The organism is Streptomyces sp. NPDC104307 (assembly GCF_055584045.1).
Window position 1 is genome coordinate 260,812 of sequence record NZ_JBVJMU010000006.1, and the last position, 20,046, is coordinate 280,857.

Below are 20,046 nucleotides of genomic sequence, written 5' to 3' on the forward strand. Positions count from 1 at the left end.
GACACCGCCACACGGTCGACGTCCACGTTTCGTAAGAATCCGTGGCCCGAATTGTCGGATTCCTCTCCGTAGGGTGAGCCGGGTGACCGACTCCTCCGATAACTCCGCCCCCCGCGCCGACATCGTGCTGCCCTGTCTGGACGAGGCCGCCGCCCTGCCCGCGGTGCTCGGTGCGATCCCGCGCGGCTGGCGCGCGATCGTCGTCGACAACGGCTCCACCGACGGCTCGGCCGAACTGGCCCGGTCGCTCGGCGCGACGGTGGTGCACGAACCGCGCCGCGGCTTCGGCTCCGCCTGCCACGCCGGGCTGCTCGCCGCCGAGGCGGAGTACGTCTGCTTCTGCGACTGCGACGGCTCCCTCGACCCGGGGCTGCTCCCCGGCTTCGTCCGCCGGATCGCGGCCGGCGAGAGCGATCTGCTGCTCGGCCGCCGCCGCCCGGACCGGCTCGGCGCCTGGCCCCTGCACGCCCGAGCGGGAAACCTGGCGCTGTCCCGGCTGCTGCGCAGACGTACCGGACTCCGGCTGCACGACCTGGGCCCGATGCGGGCGGCGCGCCGGACGGACCTGCTGGCGCTCGGCCTCACCGACCGGCGCAGCGGGTACCCGTTGCAGATGGTGGTGCGGGCGGCGGACGCCGGGCTCCGGGTCGCGGAGACGGATGTCCCGTACCTCTCGCGCACCGGGAAGTCGAAGGTCACCGGCACCTGGCGGGGCACCTGGCACGCGGTGCGCGACATGCGCGCCGTACTGGGCGAGGCCCCGGCCCCGGTGGCGGTGTCCCGATGACCCCGGCCGCGTGTACCGGCGCGGGGACGGCTGCCGAGAGCGGCACCGGGCCCGCCGGTGCGGTGACCCTGCTGGTCATCGCCAAGGAGCCGCTGCCGGGGCGGGTCAAGACCCGGCTCACGCCGCCCTTCACCCCGCAGGAGGCCGCACGGCTGGCCGAGGCCTCGCTCGCGGACACCCTGCACACCGTCCTCGCGCTGCCCGCGGCGCGCCGGGTGCTCGTCCTGGATGGGACGCCAGGGCCCTGGCTTCCTCCGGGCATCGAGGTGGTGGACCAGTGCGCGGGCGGTCTCGACGAACGGCTCGCCGGCGCGTTCGCGGGCTGCACCGGGCCGACCCTCCTCATCGGCATGGACACCCCGCAGTTCACCGCCGCCGATCTGGCGCCCGCGCTCTCCCCCGGTTCCTGGGACGGCTGCGACGCGTGGTTCGGCCCGGCGGAGGACGGCGGCTTCTGGGCGCTGGGGCTGGCGGAACCGGACCCCGAGCTGCTGCGCGGGGTGCCGATGTCCGTGCCGGAGACCGGCGCGGTGCAGCGCCGCCGGCTGGTCGACGCCGGACTCACGGTGCGCGATCTGCCCCGGCTGCGGGACGTGGACACGGCGGCCGACGCCGTGGACGTCGCCGGACGGGCTCCGCACGGCCGGTTCGCCGCCGTACTCGCCGAGCTGGACGGGGCGGATGCCCGATGAGCCAGACGTCTCCCCGCCACAAAACGGTCCCTCAGCACGAGGCCGTCCCCCACCACGAAACCGTCCCCCGCCACGAAACCGTCCCTCAGCACAAGACCGTCCCCCACCACGAAACGGTCCCTCAGCACGAGACCGTCCCCCGCCACGAGACCGTCCCCCAGCGCGAGACGGTCCGCCCGCCGCGCCCGGACGCCACCTCCTGGAGCACCGACCCGTACGCCAACGCCCTGCGCAACGGCCACGGTCCGCTCTTCCTGCGCCGTACGGACGGCTGGCTGCTGCCGCTGGACGTGGAGCGCTGGTGCGCGGGCGCGGACGCCGCGGACCTGTCGGCCCTGCACCGTTGCGAAGGGCCCGTCCTGGACATCGGGTGCGGGCCCGGCCGGCTGGTCGCGGCGCTCGCGGCCCGCGGCCACCGCGCCCTCGGCATCGACGTGAGCGAGGCGGCGGTGGCCCGCACCCTGCGGCTCGGCGGCTCCGCGCTCCACCGCTCGGTCTTCGAACCGCTGCCGGGCGAGGGCCGCTGGGGCACCGTCCTGCTCGTCGACGGCAACATCGGCATCGGCGGCGACCCGCGCAGGCTCCTGCAACGGACGGCCGCCGTGCTGGCACCCGGCGGGCTGCTCATCGCGGAGACCTCGCCGCAGGACATCGACGAGCGGGCCCGGGTCCAGCTGGACGACGGACGCGCCGGCCGGGACCTGTCGGCGTCCGCCGCGCCCTTCCCGTGGGCCCGGCTCGGCACACCGGCACTGCTGCGGTACGCCGGACTCCTCGGCTGGCACACGGCCGATCAGTGGGAGGCGGGCGAACGCACCTTCGTCGCACTGCGCCGCAGCCGGAAGGTCCTGACGACCAGCCACAGCGCCGACAGCACGCAGAGCGCGGCCGTGATCAGCAGCCAGTTCCCCAGGAACGCATCGGGGGAGAGCCCGGTCGCGGGTTCGTAGCGCTCCGTGTGCCGGGTGATCAGCGGCCACCACATCAGCAGGGGCAGGCCGGACAGGAAGACGGGCACCCGGACGAAGTTGACCAGGCCGGGGCGCGGACCGGGCGCGCGCGGCAGCAGCCGGTCCGCCGCCGCGTACAGCGGCACGAGCACCAGATCGTGCACGAGGGCCGCGCCGACGAACCAGACGACGACGCCGAACGCGTCCCCGGCCAGCAGCCGCACCCCCGCGTACCCGGCCAGCGCGAAGGAGGCGGCCGTCAGAAGGAGGTGCAGCGGGCCCTCCGCGTACCAACGCCGCACGCGGCTAATGAGGTTCAGCCCGTTCACAACTCTCCTCACAACTCTCCTCACAGCTCTCCGAAGGTCAGCCGGGACACCCATTTGGTGTTGAGTACGCCGGGCGCGGCCGGGACGATGATCCGTGCCGGATATCCGTGGTCGGGCGACAGGTCCTCCCCGTTGACCCGCAACGCCAGCAGCGAACGGGGGTCGCGCACCTGGTTGTCGCGGAGCGCCGCCCGGCGGAACGCCCCGCTGCGCTGCAGGGACTCCACCAGCACCCCCGGCGGGTTGCGCGGGTACCCGGCGAGCTCCGCGAGGTCCCTCAGCCGGACGCCCCGCCACCGCTGGTCCGAGGTGGACCAGCCCTCCACGCAGGCGATCGGGAGCGCCGCGCTGTACTGGTCCATGGCCAGCAGCTGTTCCCGGGTGAACCGGAGGTCACCGGCCGGGCCGCTGACGGTCAGCCACCAGCCCTCCCCCGTCTCGGCCGAGGTGATCCCGACAGCGGCGGCGGTCTTGTTGATCTGGAAGCCCCCCGGCCCATGACCGGGTTCGGCGGCGCCGTGCGGGGTGAGCAGCGCGAGTCGCCGCAGCGGCCCGTCGAAGCTCCGCCCGGCCGAGGTGATCAGCAGGACCAGCGAACCGGCACCCACCATCGCCAGCGCCCCGCGCCGGGACAGCGTGGGCGCGTCCGGAGCCGGGGAGGCCAGCGCGTCCCCCGGCACGTTCCCGCTGAGCGCGCCCGACCTCAGCACCCGTACGGCCTGCGGCGCCCGCAGCCCGGCATGGGCGAGGAACGCGGCGAAGAACACCCATGCCCCGTAGAAGTGCAGCGGGTAGAACGAGCCGGGGAACAGGTACTCCAGCTGGATGTTGAGCAGTCCGGTGACGAACTCGAACAGCGCCCCGCCCACCAGGAGCAGCAGCGAGAGCCGCTCCAGCGCATGCCCCAATGAGCGGGCCGGCGGCAGCGCGAAGAGCTTCGGGACGACCGACCACAGCTTGGCCAGCAGCACCGGGACGAGCACGATGCCGACCGTGACGTGCAGCCCCTGCGTCAGCCGGTACAGCCAGTGCGGATCCGTCGGCCAGTCGAACAGGTAGAAGCCGAGCAGCCCCTTGTCCGGGGTCTTGTCGTTGACCGGGTTCAGATCCGGGTTGTACGCGGCGTACGACAGCAGACCGGTCACGAACAGCAGCGTGATCCCGCCGAGCAGCACCAGCCCGAGCACCGCGGTGAACCGGACCCCGCGCACCGGACTGCGCCAGAACCCGGGAGCGGAGGGAGTCCGTTCGAGAAGCTGGGAGACGCGGCCCGAGGCGCGTCCGGACAGCGCTGCGGAAGGGGAATCGGGAGCGGGATCGGGAAGTCTGGAGCGTCGGAGCCGACGTTGGTCGCGCATGACTCCGACGCTATGCCGGGGGCGCCGGGGCGTGGCCCGTACGAATCCTGACGAAACGCTGACGTCGTCCGGCCGCTGCCCGCCACGGGATGCGGCCGGGCCCGGCCGGGTGCGGGAATCTGACGGTTCGGTGACGCGCCCCGCCGGCAGCCGCCCACGCCGCCCCGGCGTGCGTACCGTGCCTGGGTGAAGACCGAGGAACGCGCGGAACAGCGCACCGAACCGGAGCGCGGCCGCCGCAGCGGTGGCCGCGCCGACCTGGCCGCCGCGGGCGGGGCCGTGCTGCTGGTCGCCGCCGCCGTGCTCGTCGGCCGGAACATCGCGGACTACGCCCGCGTCCTGTACGTCCACTGGCCGCCGCTGCTCGCGTCCTGGGACCCGCACATCGGCCCCGGCACCGCGGCCGCGCCCGCCGTCGCCGTGGCCGTCGTGGCGTACGGTCCCGGCCTCGCCGCACGGCTGCGCTGGCGGACCCTGCTGCCGATCTGCTGGGGCGCCTCGCTCGCCTGGGTGTTCTCGCTGGCGCTGATCGACGGCTGGGGACGCGGCATCGCCGAACGCCTCACCACCAAGCACGAGTACCTCAGGGTCATCGGCCGTTTCGACGACATCGGCGCCGCCCTGCGCGGCTTCAACGACCACATCCTTATCGGCCCGCCGGGCAACTGGCCCGCCCACGTCGCCGGACACCCGCCGGGCGCCACCCTCACCTTCGTCCTGCTGGACCGCGTGGGACTCGGCGGCGGCGCCTGGGCGGGCGTCTGGTGCATCGTCACCGGCACCACCGCCGCGGTGGCCGCGCTGGTCGCCGTCCGGGTACTGGCCGACGAGCGCACCGCCCGCCGCGCCGCGCCCTTCCTCGTCCTGGCACCGGTCGCGGTCTGGGCGGGCACCTCCGCGGACGGCTACTTCGCCGCCGTCGCCGCCTGGTCCGTCGCCCTGCTGGCCCTGGCCGCGACCGGTAAGGTCCGCAGCCCCGCGGCCGCGGCGCTCGGTGCGGGGCTGCTGTACGGACTGACCTGCTACCTCAGTTACGGCCTTGCGCTCATCGCGCTGCCGCTGCTCACCGTGCTCCTGCTCGCCAGGACCGCCCGGCCGGTTCCGCTCTTCGTCCTGGGGGCGCTGGTCGTACCGGCCGCCTTCACCCTGGCGGGCTTCAACTGGTGGGAGGCATACCACCTGCTGGTCGAGCGCTACTACCAGGCGGCGGGCGGGTTCCGCCCGTACTGGTACTGGGTCTGGGCCAACCTCGCCTGCACCGCGATCGCCGTCGGGCCCGCGACGGTCGCGGGCCTGCGCCGGACCGCGACGGCCGCGCCCGGGGCCCTGAACACGCTGCGGACGGGGACCGCGGCCGCGCCGCAGCGGCTGGTCCTGGTCGTGCTCGCGGCGTTCCTCATGCTGCTGGCCGCCGACCTGTCCGGGATGAGCAAGGCGGAGACCGAACGGATCTGGCAGCCCTTCATGCTCTGGCTGCTGCCCGCCGCCGCTCTGCTGCCCGACCGTGGCCGGCGCGGCTGGCTGGCCGCCCAGGCGGCCGTCGCCCTGCTCGTCAACCACCTGCTCTGGACGGGATGGTGAACGGTGGAGGAGCGGGAGAGCGGGGAACGGCGGGAGGTGAACGGGGGGAACAGGGGGAACGGCGGGTGGTGAAGGGGGCGGTCGGTCGTTGAACCACCGGCACCCGGGTATGGCTTGTCCCGTGCCGACATTCGAGATCACCACAGCAAGCGCGGACGACATCAGGATGATGGCGGACTGGGCCCATGCCGAGGGATGGAACCCGGGCCTGACCGACGGTCAGGCCTTCTTCGCCGCCGACCCCTGCGGCTTCCTGATCGGCAGGCTCGACGGTGCGCCCGTCTCCTGTGTCTCCGTGATCCGCTACGGCAGCGACCACGGCTTCCTGGGCTTCTACCTCACCCGTCCCGAGCTGCGCGGCCAGGGCTACGGCAGCCGGCTCTGGGCCACCGGGACGGCCCGGCTGGACGGGCGGAACACCGGCCTCGACGGCGTGGTGGAGCAGCAGGCCAACTACCGCAAGTCCGGCTTCCGCTCCGTCTGGACGAACATGCGGTACGAGGGGCTGGCGCCGGTCGATATCGCACCGCCGCCCGGTGTCACCCTGGCCGACGCCCGCACCCTGCCCTTCGGCCAGGTCACCGCGTACGACCGCCGGTTCTTCCCGGCGGAGCGCGACGGCTTCCTGGCGGCCTGGACCACCGCCCCCGGCCGCACCGCGCTGGTCGCGCTGCGCGAGGGAGAGGTGCGGGGGCTCGCGGTGATGCGCGCCTGCCGTACGTCCTCCCGCATCGGCCCGGTGTACGCGGCCACGCCGGATACGGCCGCCGCCCTGGTGAGCGCGCTGGCGGCGACCGATCCGTCCGCCCCGGTCGCCGTGGACGTGCCCGACGTCAACCCGGCGGCGGTACGGCTCGCGGAACAGCTCGGGCTCACCCCGTCGTTCGAGACGGCCCGCATGTACACCGGCCCGGCGCCCGAGGTCGACCACTCCGGCCTCTTCGGCATCACCAGCCTCGAACTGGGCTGACCCACTGCCGCGCACGCTGCTGCGGCTCCGCTACCCGCGCCCGTGCAGCAGCTCCAGGACCCGGCACCGGAGCAGCTCGTACTCCTCACGCAGCCGGCCGATCTCCGGCGGCCGGGGGATCACCGTGCCGTCCGTGACGACCTCCTCTGGCGCGAACTGCTCACGGGTCAGGTCGATCTCCGTCCCCGGGCCCAGCCGGTTCCACCAGTGGTAGTCCGTGCGCTTCCCGTCGACCCGGACCTCGCCTCGTATCAGGTCACCGCCCAGCAGGTCGTGCAGGACCAGGGCGGTCACCCCGCACTGGTCGCGGGCGGGGTTGCCGGAGGTCCAGTGCGGCCGGTGCGCCGGGGTGGTGGTGTCGGCGCCCCAGCTGCTGCGGACGGCGGCCTCGATGTCGGCGAGGAGGAGGGGCTTCATGCCACCGATCCTCGCAGCCGCCACTGACAACGGACCGGCTCACCAGGTCACGCACCCGCCGCCGGGGGCGCGACGGGCCCGCGAGGCCATCACCGCGATGTCGTCCTCCGCGCCCGGACCGAAGCGGTCGAGCACCTCGTCGAGCAGCTCCTCCAGATTGCCGCTCGCCGGCATCCGCAGATCCCGGAGCCGGCCGACGGACACGTCGATGTCCTCACCGCGCCGCTCCACCAGTCCGTCGGTGTACATGAACAGCACCGTTCCCGGCTCGCACCGCACCTCCGTCGTGACGTAGCCGCCGTACCCGGTGCCGAGCGGCGGTCCGGCCGGTACGTCGGCCAGCCGGGTCCCCTCGGGCCCGGGGTCGATGAAGACCGGCGGCAGATGGCCCGCGCTCGACACCTGGCACATACCGCCGGAGCGGTCGACGATGGCGAGCAGACAGGTCGCCGCCCGGTCGAGCCCCGACCGCTCCACCATCCGGTCGAGCTGCCGCAGGATGCGGTGCGGCGGCAGCTCCTCGTCCGCGAGCAGCCGCAGCAGCGAGCGGTAATGGCTCATCGCGACGGCCGCCTCCACGCCGTGGCCCATCACATCGCCCATCGCCTTGAGGTGGCGGCCGCCGCGCATCGGGATGATGTCGAACCAGTCGCCGCCGACCAGCACGCTCCGGTCGGCCGGCAGATAGCGGGTGGCGACCTCGATGTGCGGGTGCGGCTGGCGCGGTTCGGAGAGCAGGGAACGCTGGAGCTCCAGGGCGATGGTGTGCTCGTGGGTGAACCGGCGCGCGTGGTCCAGGTCGACGGCGGCCCGTCCGGCGAGCTCCCGGGCCACCACCACGTCCTGCTCCGTGAAGGGCGGCGAGTCCCCCGCCCTGACCAGGCCGAGGACGCCGAGGGGCCCGCCGCGCACGGAGACCGGCACGATGACCGCCGAATGCATCCCGAGGGCCCGGTAGGCGGCGACCCGTTCGGGGGAGGGCGCGGAGCGGCCCAGCTGCTCGTCGTCGGTGAAGTTCTCGACGACCGGCTGGTTGGTGGCCAGGCAGCGCGTCACCGCCGCGTCCTCCTGGTAGTCGATGTAGTCCCCGGCCAACCCGAACCCCGCGACCCGTTCGCGCAGCCCCGGCACCGCCGTCGTCGCCGCCCGCCGCAGCCGGGTCACGCCGGGCGGTGCGGGGCGCACCGGCGGGGCGACGTCCCTCGGGAACACCTCGACCGTGGCGAGGTCCGCGAGCCCCGGTACGACCAGCTCGACCAGCTCGGCGCAGGTGGTGTCCATGTCGAGCGTGGTGCCGATGCGGGTGTTCGCGGTGTCCAGGAGACGCAGATGGCGCCGGGCCTGGGCCAGCTGGCGCCGCTCCTCGTCGGAGGCCATGACCTCCATCAGGATGCCCGCGACGCCCACCACCCGGCCGGCCACCTCCAGCCGGTGGTACGCGCCGTGCCAGTAGCGCCGGGCGCCGCCCGGTCCGGCGGGGGTCCGGCCGCTGGAGGTGATCTCGCGGGACCGCCCGTCGGCGAGCACCGCCAGCATCAGGTCCTCCCGGGCGTCGACCTCGGGGAGCACCTCGGCGACCGTACGGCCCAGGTGCTCCGCGGCCGGGATGCCGTTGAGCCGTTCGAGGGCCGGGTTCACGTAGAGGTAGCGCAGCTTCGTGTCGAGGACCCCCACCCCGGCCGTGGTTCCGCCGATCAGGGCCGCGAGCGCCGTGCTGTCGAGCGGCGGCGGACCGCCGGCGTACTCATCGGCCTGCAAGGCAACCTCCTGGGACGGGGCGCGGGCCGCCCGACTGCCCGGCCCCTCAACGTCGGCGGCCCGACTGCCCGGCCCTTCATCGTCAGCCGCCCGCACCGCCCCCGCATCCGCAGACGGCTGATCAGCGCGCGGAGCCCGACCGCGCGGCCCCGCCCGCTCCGTCCGCTCCGCCCGCCCTGCCTGCCCCGTCCGCTCCGTCCGCTCCGTCCGCTCCGTCCACCTTGCCGGGGAACACCCGGTCCAGCTCCACCGTCCCGTCCTCGGCCGATGACCCCGGCGGCAGCAGCAGCGCCTGGGCGACCGGCTCCGGAAGCGGGGCCCGGTCCAGCAGCCCGGTGACCAGGGCGGTGGTCAGACGGTGCCAGACGGGGGCCCGGCGGAGCATCGGGTGATCGCTGCCGGGCACGGTGACCAGACAGCTCCGGGCCCCGGCCCGGCGGGCCCGTGCGGTGAGCGTGCGGGAGGCCGCCGCACTGGTGACCCGGTCCCGCGGGCTGTGCACGAGAACGACGTCCCGCCCGGCGAGCTGCTCGACCGGATCACCGTCCGGGCACCACGGGGCGAGCCCGACCACACCGCGTACCAGCGGATGCCCGGCGGCGTGCAGCGCGGCGCGGCCCCCCATCGAGTGCCCCACCAGCACCACCGGGATGTCCCCCGCCGCACGCCGCAGCTCGTCCAGGGCGCGCACGGCATCGTGCAGCGGATCGGCCCGCGCCCCGTTCCAGCCCCGGTGCCCGTACCGGACGGCGCGCACCAGGACGTCCCCCGGCAGCGCCCGCCGCAGCGCGTGCGCGAAGGGGCGCATCCGCAGCGCGGGCAGGTTGAACGGTCCGGGCGGCGGCGCCCCGAGACCGTCCTCCCGTCCGCCGTGCAGCAGGAGTACCGCCGCCGAGGGGGGCTGTCGTCGTGTCATGCGTACCTCCAGTGCGGATGGGTGGGGCCGTAACGAGCATGCTGTACGAGTACGGACGGCACCGTCGCAACAAGAAACAAGCGGCACGAACCAGCGACGCTCACGAAACAGCCACACACGAAACGGCGTCGCGAAACAACGGCACACGAACCAACTGCACACGGACCAACGGCACACGGACCGACGGCACGTAACAAGGGACACACACCATGGGCTCGTCACCAGAACTCGGCAGTCTCGCACCGGACTTCACCCTCCCGGGAGGCGCACTCGACGGCGATACGTTCGAACGCCGCGACTACACGCTCTCCGCCGCCCGAGGCCGGGCCGTGGTCCTCGCCTTCTACCCCGGCGACAACACAGCGGTGTGCACCAAGCAGCTGTGCTCGTACTCCTCCGGCATGGAGACCTTCGAGGGGCTCGACGCGCAGGTCTGGGGAATCAGTCCACAGGATGTGGACAGCCACGAGTCCTTCGCCCGCGCCCACAGCCTGCGGATGCCGCTGCTGGCGGACACCGGCCGCGAACTCGCCCGGACCTTCGGGGTGGCGGCACCCGGAATCGGCGTACGCCGGGCGGTGTTCCTGATCGACGCGGAGGGGGTGCTGCGCTGGAAGCACGTAGCGCTCCTCGGTGCCACGTTCCAGTCACTGGACACCCTGGCGGGCCACCTCTCCGGCATCCAGACCCCGTAGAAGACTGCCGGAACCCGGCAGTGTCGCCGGTACGGTATGTATGGGACCATCCAGCCAGTTCGACGGAAATGTTCGGGGGATTCCGCGGATTCCGCAGACCGGGAGGGGTGATCACGTGACCTTGTTTCTCGGTCTCGGCATTGCGGGAGTCGTGCTGCTCGCACTGTCCCTGATCTTCGACGGAATACTCGAAGGTCTCTTCGGGGGTGTGCTGGACGGCCTCTTCGACGGGCTGCTCTCCCTTCCGGTGATCGCCGGCTTCGTCTCGATGCTCGGTTTCGGCGGCGCCATCGTGCTCGGCACGACCGGCGTCGGCACGTTCGCCGCCGTGGTGGCCGGTGTGGTGGCCGGTCTGGTCGCCGCCTGGCTCACCTGGAAGTTCAGCCAGGCCCTGATGCGGGACCAGACCAACGCCACACCGCGCGACGAGGATCTCGTCGGCTCGGCCGGGTCCGTGGTCACGGCCATTCCGGCCAACGGATACGGCGAGGTGCTGCTGCGGCTGGGAGGGCACGTCGTGAAGCTGTCGGCGAAGAGCCCGGTGCCGGTCGAACGCGGCACCGAGATCTGGGTCGAGGCCACGCTCTCGACCACCTCGGTCTCGGTACGCCCCGTCGAACGCTGAGCCGGCAAGCCGGCCGGCCCATCACCGCTCGCAACAGAACTGCCGTCCCCCTCGGGAGGCAGAGGGGGACACCCTATGAGTCCAGTACTGATCGCCATCGTCGGAGTCGTCGTACTCCTCGTCCTGCTGGCCCTCGTGGTCATCACCCGTTACAAGGTCGCCGGGCCCAGTGAGGCGTTCATCATCACCGGCCGCCGCGGCAAGAAGTCCGTCGACCCGGTGACCGGTCGGGCCAGCATCGACAACAGCGGCCAGAAGGTCGTCGTCGGCGGCGGCGTCTTCGTCGTCCCGTTCGTCCAGCAGAAGTTCACCCTGGACCTCTCCAGCCGGCACATCCCGATCGCTGTGCGCGGGGCCGTCACGCTGCGCGGTGTGAAGTCCAACCTGGAGGGCGTCGCGATCGTCAAGGTCGGCGGCAGCGAGGACGCCATCCGGGCCGCCGCCCAGCGCTTCCTGCAGCAGCAGAACGGCATCGTCGGCTTCACCCAGGAAGTGCTCTCCGGCGCGCTGCGCGCCATCGTCGGCCGGATGTCGGTCGAGGACATCATCCGCGACCGGGCCGCGTTCGCCGGACAGGTGGCGGAGGAGGCCGAGGCCAGCCTCTCCGGGCAGGGCCTGATCCTGGACGCCTTCCAGATCCAGGACATCACCACGGAGGGCTCCTACCTGGAGGACCTCGGCCGCCCCGAGGCCGCCCGCGCCAAGCAGGAGGCGGACATCGCGGAGGCGATCGCCCGCCGCGCCTCCGAGCAGGCCCGGCTGAAGGCCGCCGAGGAAATCGCCATCGCCGAGCGGACGTACTACCTCAAGCAGGCCGAGATCAAGGTCGAGACGGAGGCCGCCGCCGCGAAGGCCAACGCCGCCGGTCCCCTCGCGGAGGCCGCCCGCCGCCAGGAGATCCTCCAGGAGCAGGAGAAGGTCGCCGAGCGCCAGGCCGCCCTGACCGACCGCGAGCTCGACACCAAGGTCCGCAAGCCCGCCGACGCCGCCCGCTACCAGGCCGAGCAGGAGGCGGAGGCCCGCCGCATCGCCCAGGTCAAGGAGGCCGAAGCGGACGCCGAGCGCTCCCGCCTGACCGGTGAGGGCGAGAAGCTCCACCGCTCCGCCCTCGCCGACGCCGTACGCATCGAGGGCGAGGCCCAGGGTGCCGCCATCGCCGCGAGGGGTTCGGCCGAGGCGGAGGCCATGCAGAAGAAGGCGGACGCCTTCGCCCAGTACGGCGACGCGGCCGTGCTCCAGATGCTCGTCGAGGTCCTCCCGCAGGTCGTCGCCAAGGCGTCCGAGCCGCTGAGCGCCATCGACAAGATGACCGTGATCTCGACGGACGGCGCGAGCCAGCTCTCGCGCACCGTCACGGACAACGTCGCCCAGGGCATGGAACTCCTCAGCTCCACGACGGGCGTCGACCTCGCCGCCCTCCTGAAGAACCTCAAGGGCGCCACCCCGAAGCCCGACGTCCCGGCCCAGCCGGAACCGTCCACCCCGAAGAACGGCAAGATCGAGGTCACGGACTGACCTCCGCCCACGACAGCAACACCCGCGCGTGCCCGGACGGTTCCGATTCCCCCACCGTCCGGGCACGCGCGCGTCTGGGGGCGGTCGGGGGCTCTGCCCGTACGGGGCGCGGCGCGGAACGGCACTGCGTGCGTGGGCGGGGAGCGCCAACCTACTCACGTGAGTAGGTTGACGCTCCCGGTTCATCCCCGCACACGCGGGGAGCAGGTCCAGCCCATGTCCGGGGTCTCGATGGGGCCGGGTTCATCCCCGCATGCACGGGGAGCAGATCCGCAAGGGCTTCGGGACGTTTGCCCACGTGGGTTCATCCCCGCCCGCGCGGGGAGCAGCGCTCGATGGCGCACTGTCGCTGCCCGGCCTCGGGTTCACCCCCGCAGCTGAGGGGAGCAGCCTTCCGCAGTCCGCCAGACCCAGCTCTACATGGGCTCATCCCCGCCCGCGCGGGGAGCAGTCCAGGTTGTGGTTGAAGGTGGCCACCACGTCGGGTTCATCCCCGCCCGCGCGGGGAGCAGTTCGTCTCGATCCGGCGCAGGGTCCGGGCCGGGGGTTCATCCCCGCACGCGCGGGGAGCAGTGGTCCAAGGCCGGCAGCAACATCCTGTCTCAGGGTTCATTCCCGCACGCGCGGGGAGCAGATGGTCCCCGCGCACGCGGGGATGGCCCTTGTAGGTTCATCCCCGCACGCGCGGGGAGCAGGCGCAACCACAACTGCGCTACCAGCAACGCCAGGGTTCATCCCCGCACGCGCGGGGAGCAGCCGTTTACCAGGGCCTGCAACGCGGTCTCGATGGGTTCATCCCCGCACGCGCGGGGAGCAGTTCCAGTCGGCACCGTCACCGAGCAACAGGCTGGGTTCATCCCCGCACGCGCGGGGAGCAGCTGCTCGCCAAGGGCGAGTCCCCGAAGAAGGCGGGTTCATCCCCGCACGCGCGGGGAGCAGATGGGCCTGAACCCGATCGAGGAGGGCGAGGAGGGTTCATCCCCGCACGCGCGGGGAGCAGTTGCTTGGCGGTAGGAGGGGGCGTCCGGTGCTGGGTTCATCCCCGCACGCGCGGGGAGCAGTACGACACGCTCGTCGAAAAGCTGCGGGCTGCGGGTTCATCCCCGCACGCGCGGGGAGCAGAGCCGGACAGGGAGAGCGACAGGAGCGCCGTCGGGTTCATCCCCGCACGCGCGGGGAGCAGGGTGTGTGTGTGACGGTCCGTGTGACGGTCCGGGGTTCATCCCCGCACGCGCGGGGAGCAGGCCGCCTGACGCAGGGATGCGGTCATGATGGGGGGTTCATCCCCGCACGCGCGGGGAGCAGGGTGGCGACCAGCGGCAGGCGCAGCGCGGCACGGGTTCATCCCCGCACGCGCGGGGAGCAGCGTCCTTCTCGCGCTTGGCCTTGACGTCCATGTGGTTCATCCCCGCACGCGCGGGGAGCAGGAGACGGTGACGAAGTTCAGTCGCCGGGAGCGGGGTTCATCCCCGCACGCGCGGGGAGCAGACTCCGCGACCTGCGGGTTTATCCGACGGACTGGCTAGATTCGAGCAGCTTCAGCAACTCGGACATTTCACCCCTCTCGCAACCCTCGCGACACCACTGGCGTGGCCCTTGAAGCCCGACTCGCTCACCTCCACCCAGTGAGAGAGTCCGACCCACCGACCAAGCCCTTCCCCCTCCGTCAGTCCAATTAGCGAAGGAACGGCCCCTCTCCCACGCGAGGGCCCCACCCGAGGCAAGGGAGAACCGGCGCTTCGAACCGCAATTCAGGCCTTCATCGCGGCTACCAGACGAATCCGATCACTCATCCCCCGAACCGCCCGGGACTCCCGGTGCCTGGCAAGGCTCTTTCGCATCTTCTCAAAATGCTCATCGCCACGGGCCGTAGAAAGCACCGTGTAGTCATTGAGGAAAATCTCCCACGAGGCACATGATTCCTCGATATGACCGAACTCGAACTGTCGCTGGGCCAGCACGGCATTCGCGTGCAGACGCCCCTGCCTCTCCTGAAGCGGCATGGCCTTGATCGACTGCTTCATGGCCTTGATGGAATCTCCCAATTCCCGATTCTCATAGTGAACGTGAGACACATGAAACAGGTAGGCAGCCTGGTCATATCCGCCGATCGACTCGCGCCGAGAGTCCGCCTTCGACAGCGCCGACTCAGTTTCCCGGAGACGTATGACGGCACCGCGCTTGTCCCCCACCATTGCCGACGCATGAGCCTGCTGCCCCCGAAGGAACGCAACCAGCCTGGGGCCGGCCTGCGGAGCCGCCTCGGCCGCAGAATCAGCCAGCTGCAGAGCTTTACGCCCATGGCGCAGATTTGTCGCTTGCAAGCTCATACCCCGAAGCGTCCGGCAGTACGTGACCTGGTCACGGGACTCCCCTGCAAGCTTGAGCGCCTCAAGGTAGTACTTCTGACCGAGCCCATGAGCGCGCTCATACATGGCCATCCACCCGGTCAAATACGTGAGATCGGACGCCGCGGACAGCATTTCGTCATGCACCTTAGCGGTACCACCGGCCTTGAGATACGGAGCCACCGTATTAACGAGGAATGCCGCCGCCATGGGCCTCGCATGGCCACCACCCAGTTCGTCAAGGATGTCCGCGATTCTCTCCGTCATTCTGCGAACAGTCTCGACCTCGCCTCGGCCGATCCGGCCGGTGGGCTTCGTGATCCGCTCTGCGTCGTCAGCATGGGCAACCTCGGCGAACAACGGTACGGAGAGCACCGCCGAGTAGAGACCGGCGGCAAGAACTCGACGTCGCGACGGGTCCATGTCCGCCTTCCCGAGTCTCAGCAGGGAATCCACCCGATCACCCGGTGCATTACCATCTTCCGGCTTCAACCGATTCAGTCCGGCTTCGTCGTACGGAACGGGTCGCCCGAGCTTCCGCTCGAATGCCTCGATGATCAGTGGCCTGACCCGCTCGGCCGGCTGGGTGCCCCTGATCCAGTGCGCCACCGTGGACTGGCTGTACGTGAGCCGCATCCCGGCCTCTGTGCCCAGTCGGTTCACGGCCTGAGCAAGTTGCGTCTCGGACCATTGCGCCTGGCCAAGGAGGCCTTTGAGTCCGCCATTGCGCTGCTTCTCGGACGCTGTCGCCACATCAACTCCCGCCGCATTCATGGGATTCATGCTTTGCCCTCCCCTCCAAGGTACCCGCACCGCCACTCTGCGCGGTTAGCTCTTCACGCACCGCCGTCAAACGCCCCGGAGGGAGATACATGGTGACCACCGTGAAGAACGAACACGGCGCTCCAGCCACTGAGATCGACGGTGGCAGGCTGCCGGTCCCCGTGGCGTCCATTCACGATGCCTTGCCCACACGCTGCCGCTGGCCACCACAGCCCGGAAGGACACCAACGCGAACGACCAACAGGCCAGAACACACCTCGCCCTCCTGACAGGAGAGCAGTCGGAATACGGCTCCCACGCAGACATGCGCGGCCTGTTCGGACCTGCCGATGCCCTGCTCCTGCTCGACCTCAGTCGGCGCCCCGATGAAGAGACAGCCGTATCAGCGGTGTGCACGCCCTCCGCAACACAGCCCTGGCGACCACGCGTCTCCGGAACGCCTTCGAGGTGTCCGCGCGCGCCGGTCCACCGGACCACCCCGTAGTTCCACTCAAATCGCGCGTCGGCCCCTGCCCATCCCCCCATCATCACTACGGAGAAATCATGGCAACCACCACCATTCCGTTCGCTGCTCGTGCGGCCGAGCCGCCCTGCCTGGTCACCACGTCCATCGTCGGAGTCACCTGGGACGAGGACCGCCAGCTCAACGTCCAGGCGGATGGCTCGGCCTGGCACACCGCCGACCACGCGGCATCGACCACCGACACCAACCAGGACGGCAAGGGCGATGACGTGACCGATCCCTACTTCGCACCCGCCTCCTGATGGGCGCCGCCCGGCCGGTACTCGTCGTGGCGGAACAGTTGGACGCCTCGGCCGACATGGTGGTGGACCAGCTGAATCGGCGCGACGTAGCCGTCATGCGATTCGACGCAGCCGACTTCCCCCAACATCTCACCCTGACCGCCCGCCACAGGCCGACGGATGCGGGATGGGAGGGCGTACTGGCTGACGAGCACCGGTCGGTGCGGCTTGAGGAAGTCGGCGCCGTCTACTACCGACGGCCCGGACGTCCCCTAATCTCCGACACGGTCACCGAGCCGTACGCGAGCTGGGCCCAGAACCAAGCGGATGCGGCCATCCTCAATCTGCTGTCAGCACTGCCCGTCCGCTGGATCAACAATCCCCATCTCGACCGCGTCGCCGCACACAAGCCGCAACAACTCGTCGCCGCCACCCGCGCCGGCCTTCGTATCCCACGCAGCGTCATCACGAACGATCCGGACGAAGCCCGCTCATTCGCAAAGACCGTGAACGGCCCTCTCATCTGCAAGCCAGTCCTCGGCGGACGCCTGAACACAGGCGCGACCCGGCAGCTCATGGTGGCCACCCACCGGACCGACCCGACCACCTTCGACGACAGCATCCGGCTGACCGCCCACTACTTCCAGGAAGACATCCCCAAGAAGTACGAAGTACGCCTGGTCGCCGTGGACGGCAACCTGTTCGCCGGAACTATCGTCGCCACTTCGGAGAAGGCGCGCACCGACTGGCGCACCGATTACGAGAACCTTGAGTACGGAACAACCACGGTGCCCGACGACGTCGCGAATGCCGTTCGGCGCTTCATGGACTCGTACGGGATCGTGTTCGGCTCCTTCGACTTCGCCGTCACGCCCGACGACGAGTGGGTGTTCTTCGAGAACAACCCGGCCGGCACCTGGTCATGGGTCGAGAACCGCACCGGTCTCCCCATCGCCGCCGCGCACGCCGACTACCTCCAGGGACCAACGACATGACCGAACCCACCACCACCGCATCGGCCAGGCTCCGCGCCGAGTTCACCGCCATGCTCGGGGCGGAACGCCAGAGCGAGTGGCTGGCGGCATTCGCCGACGTCCCACGGGAACACTATGTGCCGAGCTTCTACCGACAGGACGCGCAGAACCAGTGGGCAAGGGTCTCCGCCGGCGATCCGGGCTACCTGGAGTCCGTGTACTCGGACGCCGCGCTGACGACTCAGCTCGATGACCACGGCATCCCCACCTCGTCATCCAGCGAACCCCGGCTCATGCTGGCCATGCTCGACGCCCTCGACGCGAAGCCCGGTCACCGGCTCTACGAACTGGGCCTCGGCACTGGATACAACGCGGCCCTGGCATCGTCCCGCCTCGGAAGCGAGAACGTCGTCAGCGTGGACGTCGACCCCGATCTCGTCCGCCTCGCCCGCAGCCGCCTGGCAAGGGGCCAGTACAACCCCCTCGTGTTCGCCGGGGACGGCGAACAGGGATACCCCGACCGGGCGCCGTACGACCGCATCATCTCCACGGCCGGCCTGCACCACATCCCACCCGCTCTGCTGAGCCAGGCCCGGAAGGGGGCCGTCATCGTGGCCCCGATCGGGTTCGGGATCGCGAGAGCCGTCGTCTCGGGCGACGGCGAGGCAACGGGACGGTTCCTGCCCGTGCCCGCGTTCTTCATGCCACGCCGCGCCCTTACGAAGGCCCCCGACTTCGCCACGCTGGAGACCCGGACCGGCAGGCCCACCACAGTCCCCGCAACGGACGTACTCGACCGGCTCAGGTTCCCGCTCTCCTTGGCACTCCCCGGATACAACTCGTGCACTTGGCGGAACGAGACGGGCGAAGTCACCGGCATCGGCCTGTGGACCGGGGACGGCTCCACCGCCACGGTCCACGCATCGGGCAAGGCCCGCCAGCTCGGCCCCCAACGGCTGTGGCACACGGTGGAGGAACTGGCCGCGACCTTCCCCGAGGAAACCCCGGCCCGAGAGGACTTCGGCCTCACGATCACACCGGAGCGCCAGCACGCCTGGTACCGGACCCCGGAAGGTCCTTCCTGGCCCCTGCCTCCCGGGTGAGGCCTCCGGCGCCCACGTCTGGGCGCCGGAGGCCTCCGCCTCATGGGAAGACCCCTTTCAAGCGGAGGCCTCCCTTGCTCGGGTTCGCCCCCGCACGCGCGGGGAGCAGGCGCCGGCAGCGACGACCGCGCCCTTTTTACCGGGTTCATCCCCGCACGCGCGGGGAGCAGCTGCGGGCGGTCAGGTCGGGGTTGCCGTCCTTGGGTTCATCCCCGCACGCGCGGGGAGCAGACATCGACGACATCGAAGCCCGCACGGTCCCCGGGTTCATCCCCGCACGCGCGGGGAGCAGGGAGTACAGCGAGACGACGTAGGCGTTGAAGCGGGTTCATCCCCGCACGCGCGGGGAGCAGATGTGGTTGCCCTCGCGGGAGCGCTTGGGTAGGGGTTCATCCCCGCACGCGCGGGGAGCAGTGAGCGGCCCGACTGCACCTCTCTGACAAGCCGGGTTCATCCCCGCACGCGCGGGGAGCAGCCAGCAAGGCCGAGCGCGCGCACCGTGCGGAGGGGTTCATCCCCGCACGCGCGGGGAGCAGTCAGCAGGAAGCCCTGGGCGGCGGCAGGGCTCGGGTTCATCCCCGCACGCGCGGGGAGCAGGTGCCCCGTGATGTTCGAATGGGGCCGCCGGTGGGTTCATCCCCGCACGCGCGGGGAGCAGTGGACGTTGACGTTGACGGCCCCGACGGCTTCGGGTTCATCCCCGCACGCGCGGGGAGCAGGACGTCGCCCTGCACTTGGCGGATCACCGCGGGGGTTCATCCCCGCACGCGCGGGGAGCAGATGACGACGATGCCGTACTGCGACAGCAGCACGGGTTCATCCCCGCACGCGCGGGGAGCAGGTCGGCCGCCAGGAGTGCCCACGGCACGGGCTGGGTTCATCCCCGCACGCGCGGGGAGCAGCCGGCCCCGACGAGCTGCACTGTGCTCACGCCGGGTTCATCCCTGCACGCGCGGGGAGCAGGCGTTGGTCGGCCCGAAGGCGGTCCACACCGCGGGTTCATCCCCGCACGCGCGGGGAGCAGTGCCGCATCTGCTCAGAGATGCGGTGCTGCTCGGGTTCATCCCCGCACGCGCGGGGAGCAGGTCGAGGTCCGGCCGGGCAGGGACCATCGTCAGGGTTCATCCCCGCACGCGCGGGGAGCAGGTATCGGCGTGCTGGAGCATGGCTCTGGTCGGGGGTTCATCCCCGCACGCGCGGGGAGCAGCGATACCGGGCACCTCGATAAGTTCCTCGCGCGGGTTCATCCCCGCACGCGCGGGGAGCAGGCCGCCGCCAGTTCCTCGGACGGGTGCAGGAAGGGTTCATCCCCGCACGCGCGGGGAGCAGACTCCGTGACCTGCAGGTTTATCCGGCTGGCTGGCCAAATTCGAGCAGCTTCAGCGACTCGGACATTTCACCTCTCCTCCTCCGGCGGCCGCCACCGCTTCGGTCATTGACAGGCGCAGGCAGCGAGGGCTGACTGCGATCGAGCCGGGTTCAAGCAGCCTCCGCGAAGTAG

The 20,046-nt window shown here is 71.3% G+C and carries 16 protein-coding genes, 1 pseudogene and 2 CRISPR repeat arrays; of the genes and pseudogenes, 11 read left to right on the forward strand and 6 right to left on the reverse strand.

Annotation, left to right across the window (positions count from 1 at the left end; all coding sequences use genetic code 11):
- The first annotated feature begins 73 nt into the window (after positions 1-73).
- From ACZ601_RS18550 to ACZ601_RS18560, 3 genes and pseudogenes are all read left to right on the forward strand, one after another.
- Positions 74-787 (forward strand): glycosyltransferase family 2 protein, encoded by a 714-nt coding sequence (locus ACZ601_RS18550; protein ID WP_469539061.1) that lies wholly within the window; start codon positions 74-76, stop codon positions 785-787.
- Positions 784-1,479, forward strand: a complete 696-nt coding sequence (locus tag ACZ601_RS18555) for a TIGR04282 family arsenosugar biosynthesis glycosyltransferase (RefSeq protein WP_469539064.1) — start codon at positions 784-786, stop codon at positions 1,477-1,479. Before ACZ601_RS18550 ends, ACZ601_RS18555 begins: the two co-directional genes overlap by 4 nt.
- Positions 1,476-2,087: pseudogene (locus tag ACZ601_RS18560) on the forward strand (methyltransferase domain-containing protein); the annotation flags it as partial. The gene ACZ601_RS18555 and the pseudogene ACZ601_RS18560, both read left to right, overlap by 4 nt.
- A 185-nt stretch (positions 2,088-2,272) precedes the next feature.
- Here ACZ601_RS18560 and ACZ601_RS18565 read toward each other — a convergent pair.
- Both ACZ601_RS18565 and ACZ601_RS18570 read right to left on the reverse strand, forming a co-directional pair.
- Positions 2,273-2,812, reverse strand: a complete 540-nt coding sequence (locus tag ACZ601_RS18565; protein ID WP_469539066.1) for a hypothetical protein — start codon at positions 2,810-2,812, stop codon at positions 2,273-2,275.
- Entirely contained in the window at positions 2,779-4,116 is a 1,338-nt protein-coding gene (locus ACZ601_RS18570; RefSeq protein ID WP_469539068.1) for a molybdopterin-dependent oxidoreductase, read from the reverse strand. Before ACZ601_RS18570 ends, ACZ601_RS18565 begins: the two co-directional genes overlap by 34 nt.
- 186 nt (positions 4,117-4,302) lie before the next feature.
- Between ACZ601_RS18570 and ACZ601_RS18575 the strand changes: the two genes are divergently transcribed.
- Positions 4,303-5,697 (forward strand): hypothetical protein, encoded by a 1,395-nt coding sequence (locus ACZ601_RS18575; protein ID WP_469539071.1) that lies wholly within the window; start codon positions 4,303-4,305, stop codon positions 5,695-5,697.
- A gap of 121 nt (positions 5,698-5,818) precedes the next feature.
- A complete protein-coding gene (locus ACZ601_RS18580) occupies positions 5,819-6,667 on the forward strand; it encodes a GNAT family N-acetyltransferase (protein ID WP_469539074.1) in 849 nt (282 codons plus the stop codon).
- A gap of 30 nt (positions 6,668-6,697) precedes the next feature.
- Here ACZ601_RS18580 and ACZ601_RS18585 read toward each other — a convergent pair whose 3' ends face one another.
- The 3 genes from ACZ601_RS18585 to ACZ601_RS18595 form a co-directional block, all read right to left on the reverse strand.
- On the reverse strand, positions 6,698-7,084 hold the full coding sequence (locus tag ACZ601_RS18585; protein WP_469539077.1) for a YunG family protein: 387 nt from the start codon (positions 7,082-7,084) through the stop codon (positions 6,698-6,700).
- Between the two features lie 39 nt (positions 7,085-7,123).
- A complete protein-coding gene (locus ACZ601_RS18590; RefSeq protein ID WP_469539079.1) occupies positions 7,124-8,842 on the reverse strand; it encodes a SpoIIE family protein phosphatase in 1,719 nt (572 codons plus the stop codon).
- A 121-nt stretch (positions 8,843-8,963) separates the two neighbouring features.
- Positions 8,964-9,758, reverse strand: coding sequence for an alpha/beta hydrolase (locus tag ACZ601_RS18595; RefSeq protein ID WP_469539081.1), 795 nt, complete (start codon positions 9,756-9,758; stop codon positions 8,964-8,966).
- Between the two features lie 209 nt (positions 9,759-9,967).
- Between ACZ601_RS18595 and ACZ601_RS18600 the strand changes: the two genes are divergently transcribed.
- The 3 genes from ACZ601_RS18600 to ACZ601_RS18610 all read left to right on the forward strand — a co-directional run bounded on the left by ACZ601_RS18600 (position 9,968) and on the right by ACZ601_RS18610 (position 12,593).
- The gene (locus tag ACZ601_RS18600) at positions 9,968-10,453 is read left to right on the forward strand and encodes a peroxiredoxin (protein WP_469539083.1); all 486 of its coding nucleotides are present in this window, start codon (positions 9,968-9,970) and stop codon (positions 10,451-10,453) included.
- Positions 10,454-10,568: 115 nt separating this feature from the next.
- Complete coding sequence (locus tag ACZ601_RS18605) at positions 10,569-11,078, forward strand: hypothetical protein (protein ID WP_469539085.1); 510 nt, start codon at positions 10,569-10,571, stop codon at positions 11,076-11,078.
- 75 nt (positions 11,079-11,153) lie between these two features.
- Positions 11,154-12,593: a flotillin family protein gene (locus ACZ601_RS18610; protein WP_469539088.1), complete on the forward strand. Its 1,440-nt coding sequence runs from the start codon at positions 11,154-11,156 to the stop codon at positions 12,591-12,593.
- A gap of 178 nt (positions 12,594-12,771) precedes the next feature.
- A CRISPR array of direct repeats spans positions 12,772-14,081; the repeat unit is 29 nt; unit sequence GGGTTCATCCCCGCACGCGCGGGGAGCAG.
- A gap of 263 nt (positions 14,082-14,344) precedes the next feature.
- On the opposite strand, the gene ACZ601_RS18615 is transcribed toward ACZ601_RS18610, so the two are convergent.
- Positions 14,345-15,715 carry a hypothetical protein gene (locus ACZ601_RS18615; RefSeq protein WP_469539507.1) on the reverse strand — a complete coding sequence of 457 codons (1,371 nt, stop codon included), beginning with the start codon at positions 15,713-15,715 and terminating at the stop codon, positions 14,345-14,347.
- 552 nt (positions 15,716-16,267) lie between these two features.
- Between ACZ601_RS18615 and ACZ601_RS18620 the strand changes: the two genes are divergently transcribed.
- From ACZ601_RS18620 to ACZ601_RS18630, 3 genes are read left to right on the forward strand one after another with little or no spacing between them, the layout of a single operon-like run.
- On the forward strand, positions 16,268-16,489 hold the full coding sequence (locus tag ACZ601_RS18620; RefSeq protein WP_440574578.1) for a hypothetical protein: 222 nt from the start codon (positions 16,268-16,270) through the stop codon (positions 16,487-16,489).
- A complete protein-coding gene (gene tgmB, locus ACZ601_RS18625) occupies positions 16,489-17,463 on the forward strand; it encodes an ATP-grasp ribosomal peptide maturase (RefSeq protein WP_469539091.1) in 975 nt (324 codons plus the stop codon). Before ACZ601_RS18620 ends, tgmB begins: the two co-directional genes overlap by 1 nt.
- Positions 17,460-18,545 carry a methyltransferase domain-containing protein gene (locus ACZ601_RS18630; protein ID WP_469539092.1) on the forward strand — a complete coding sequence of 362 codons (1,086 nt, stop codon included), beginning with the start codon at positions 17,460-17,462 and terminating at the stop codon, positions 18,543-18,545. The genes tgmB and ACZ601_RS18630 overlap by 4 nt, the downstream gene beginning before the upstream one ends.
- 80 nt (positions 18,546-18,625) lie before the next feature.
- Positions 18,626-19,874: direct repeats of the CRISPR family, unit length 29 nt; unit sequence GGGTTCATCCCCGCACGCGCGGGGAGCAG.
- Positions 19,875-20,046 lie beyond the last annotated feature (172 nt).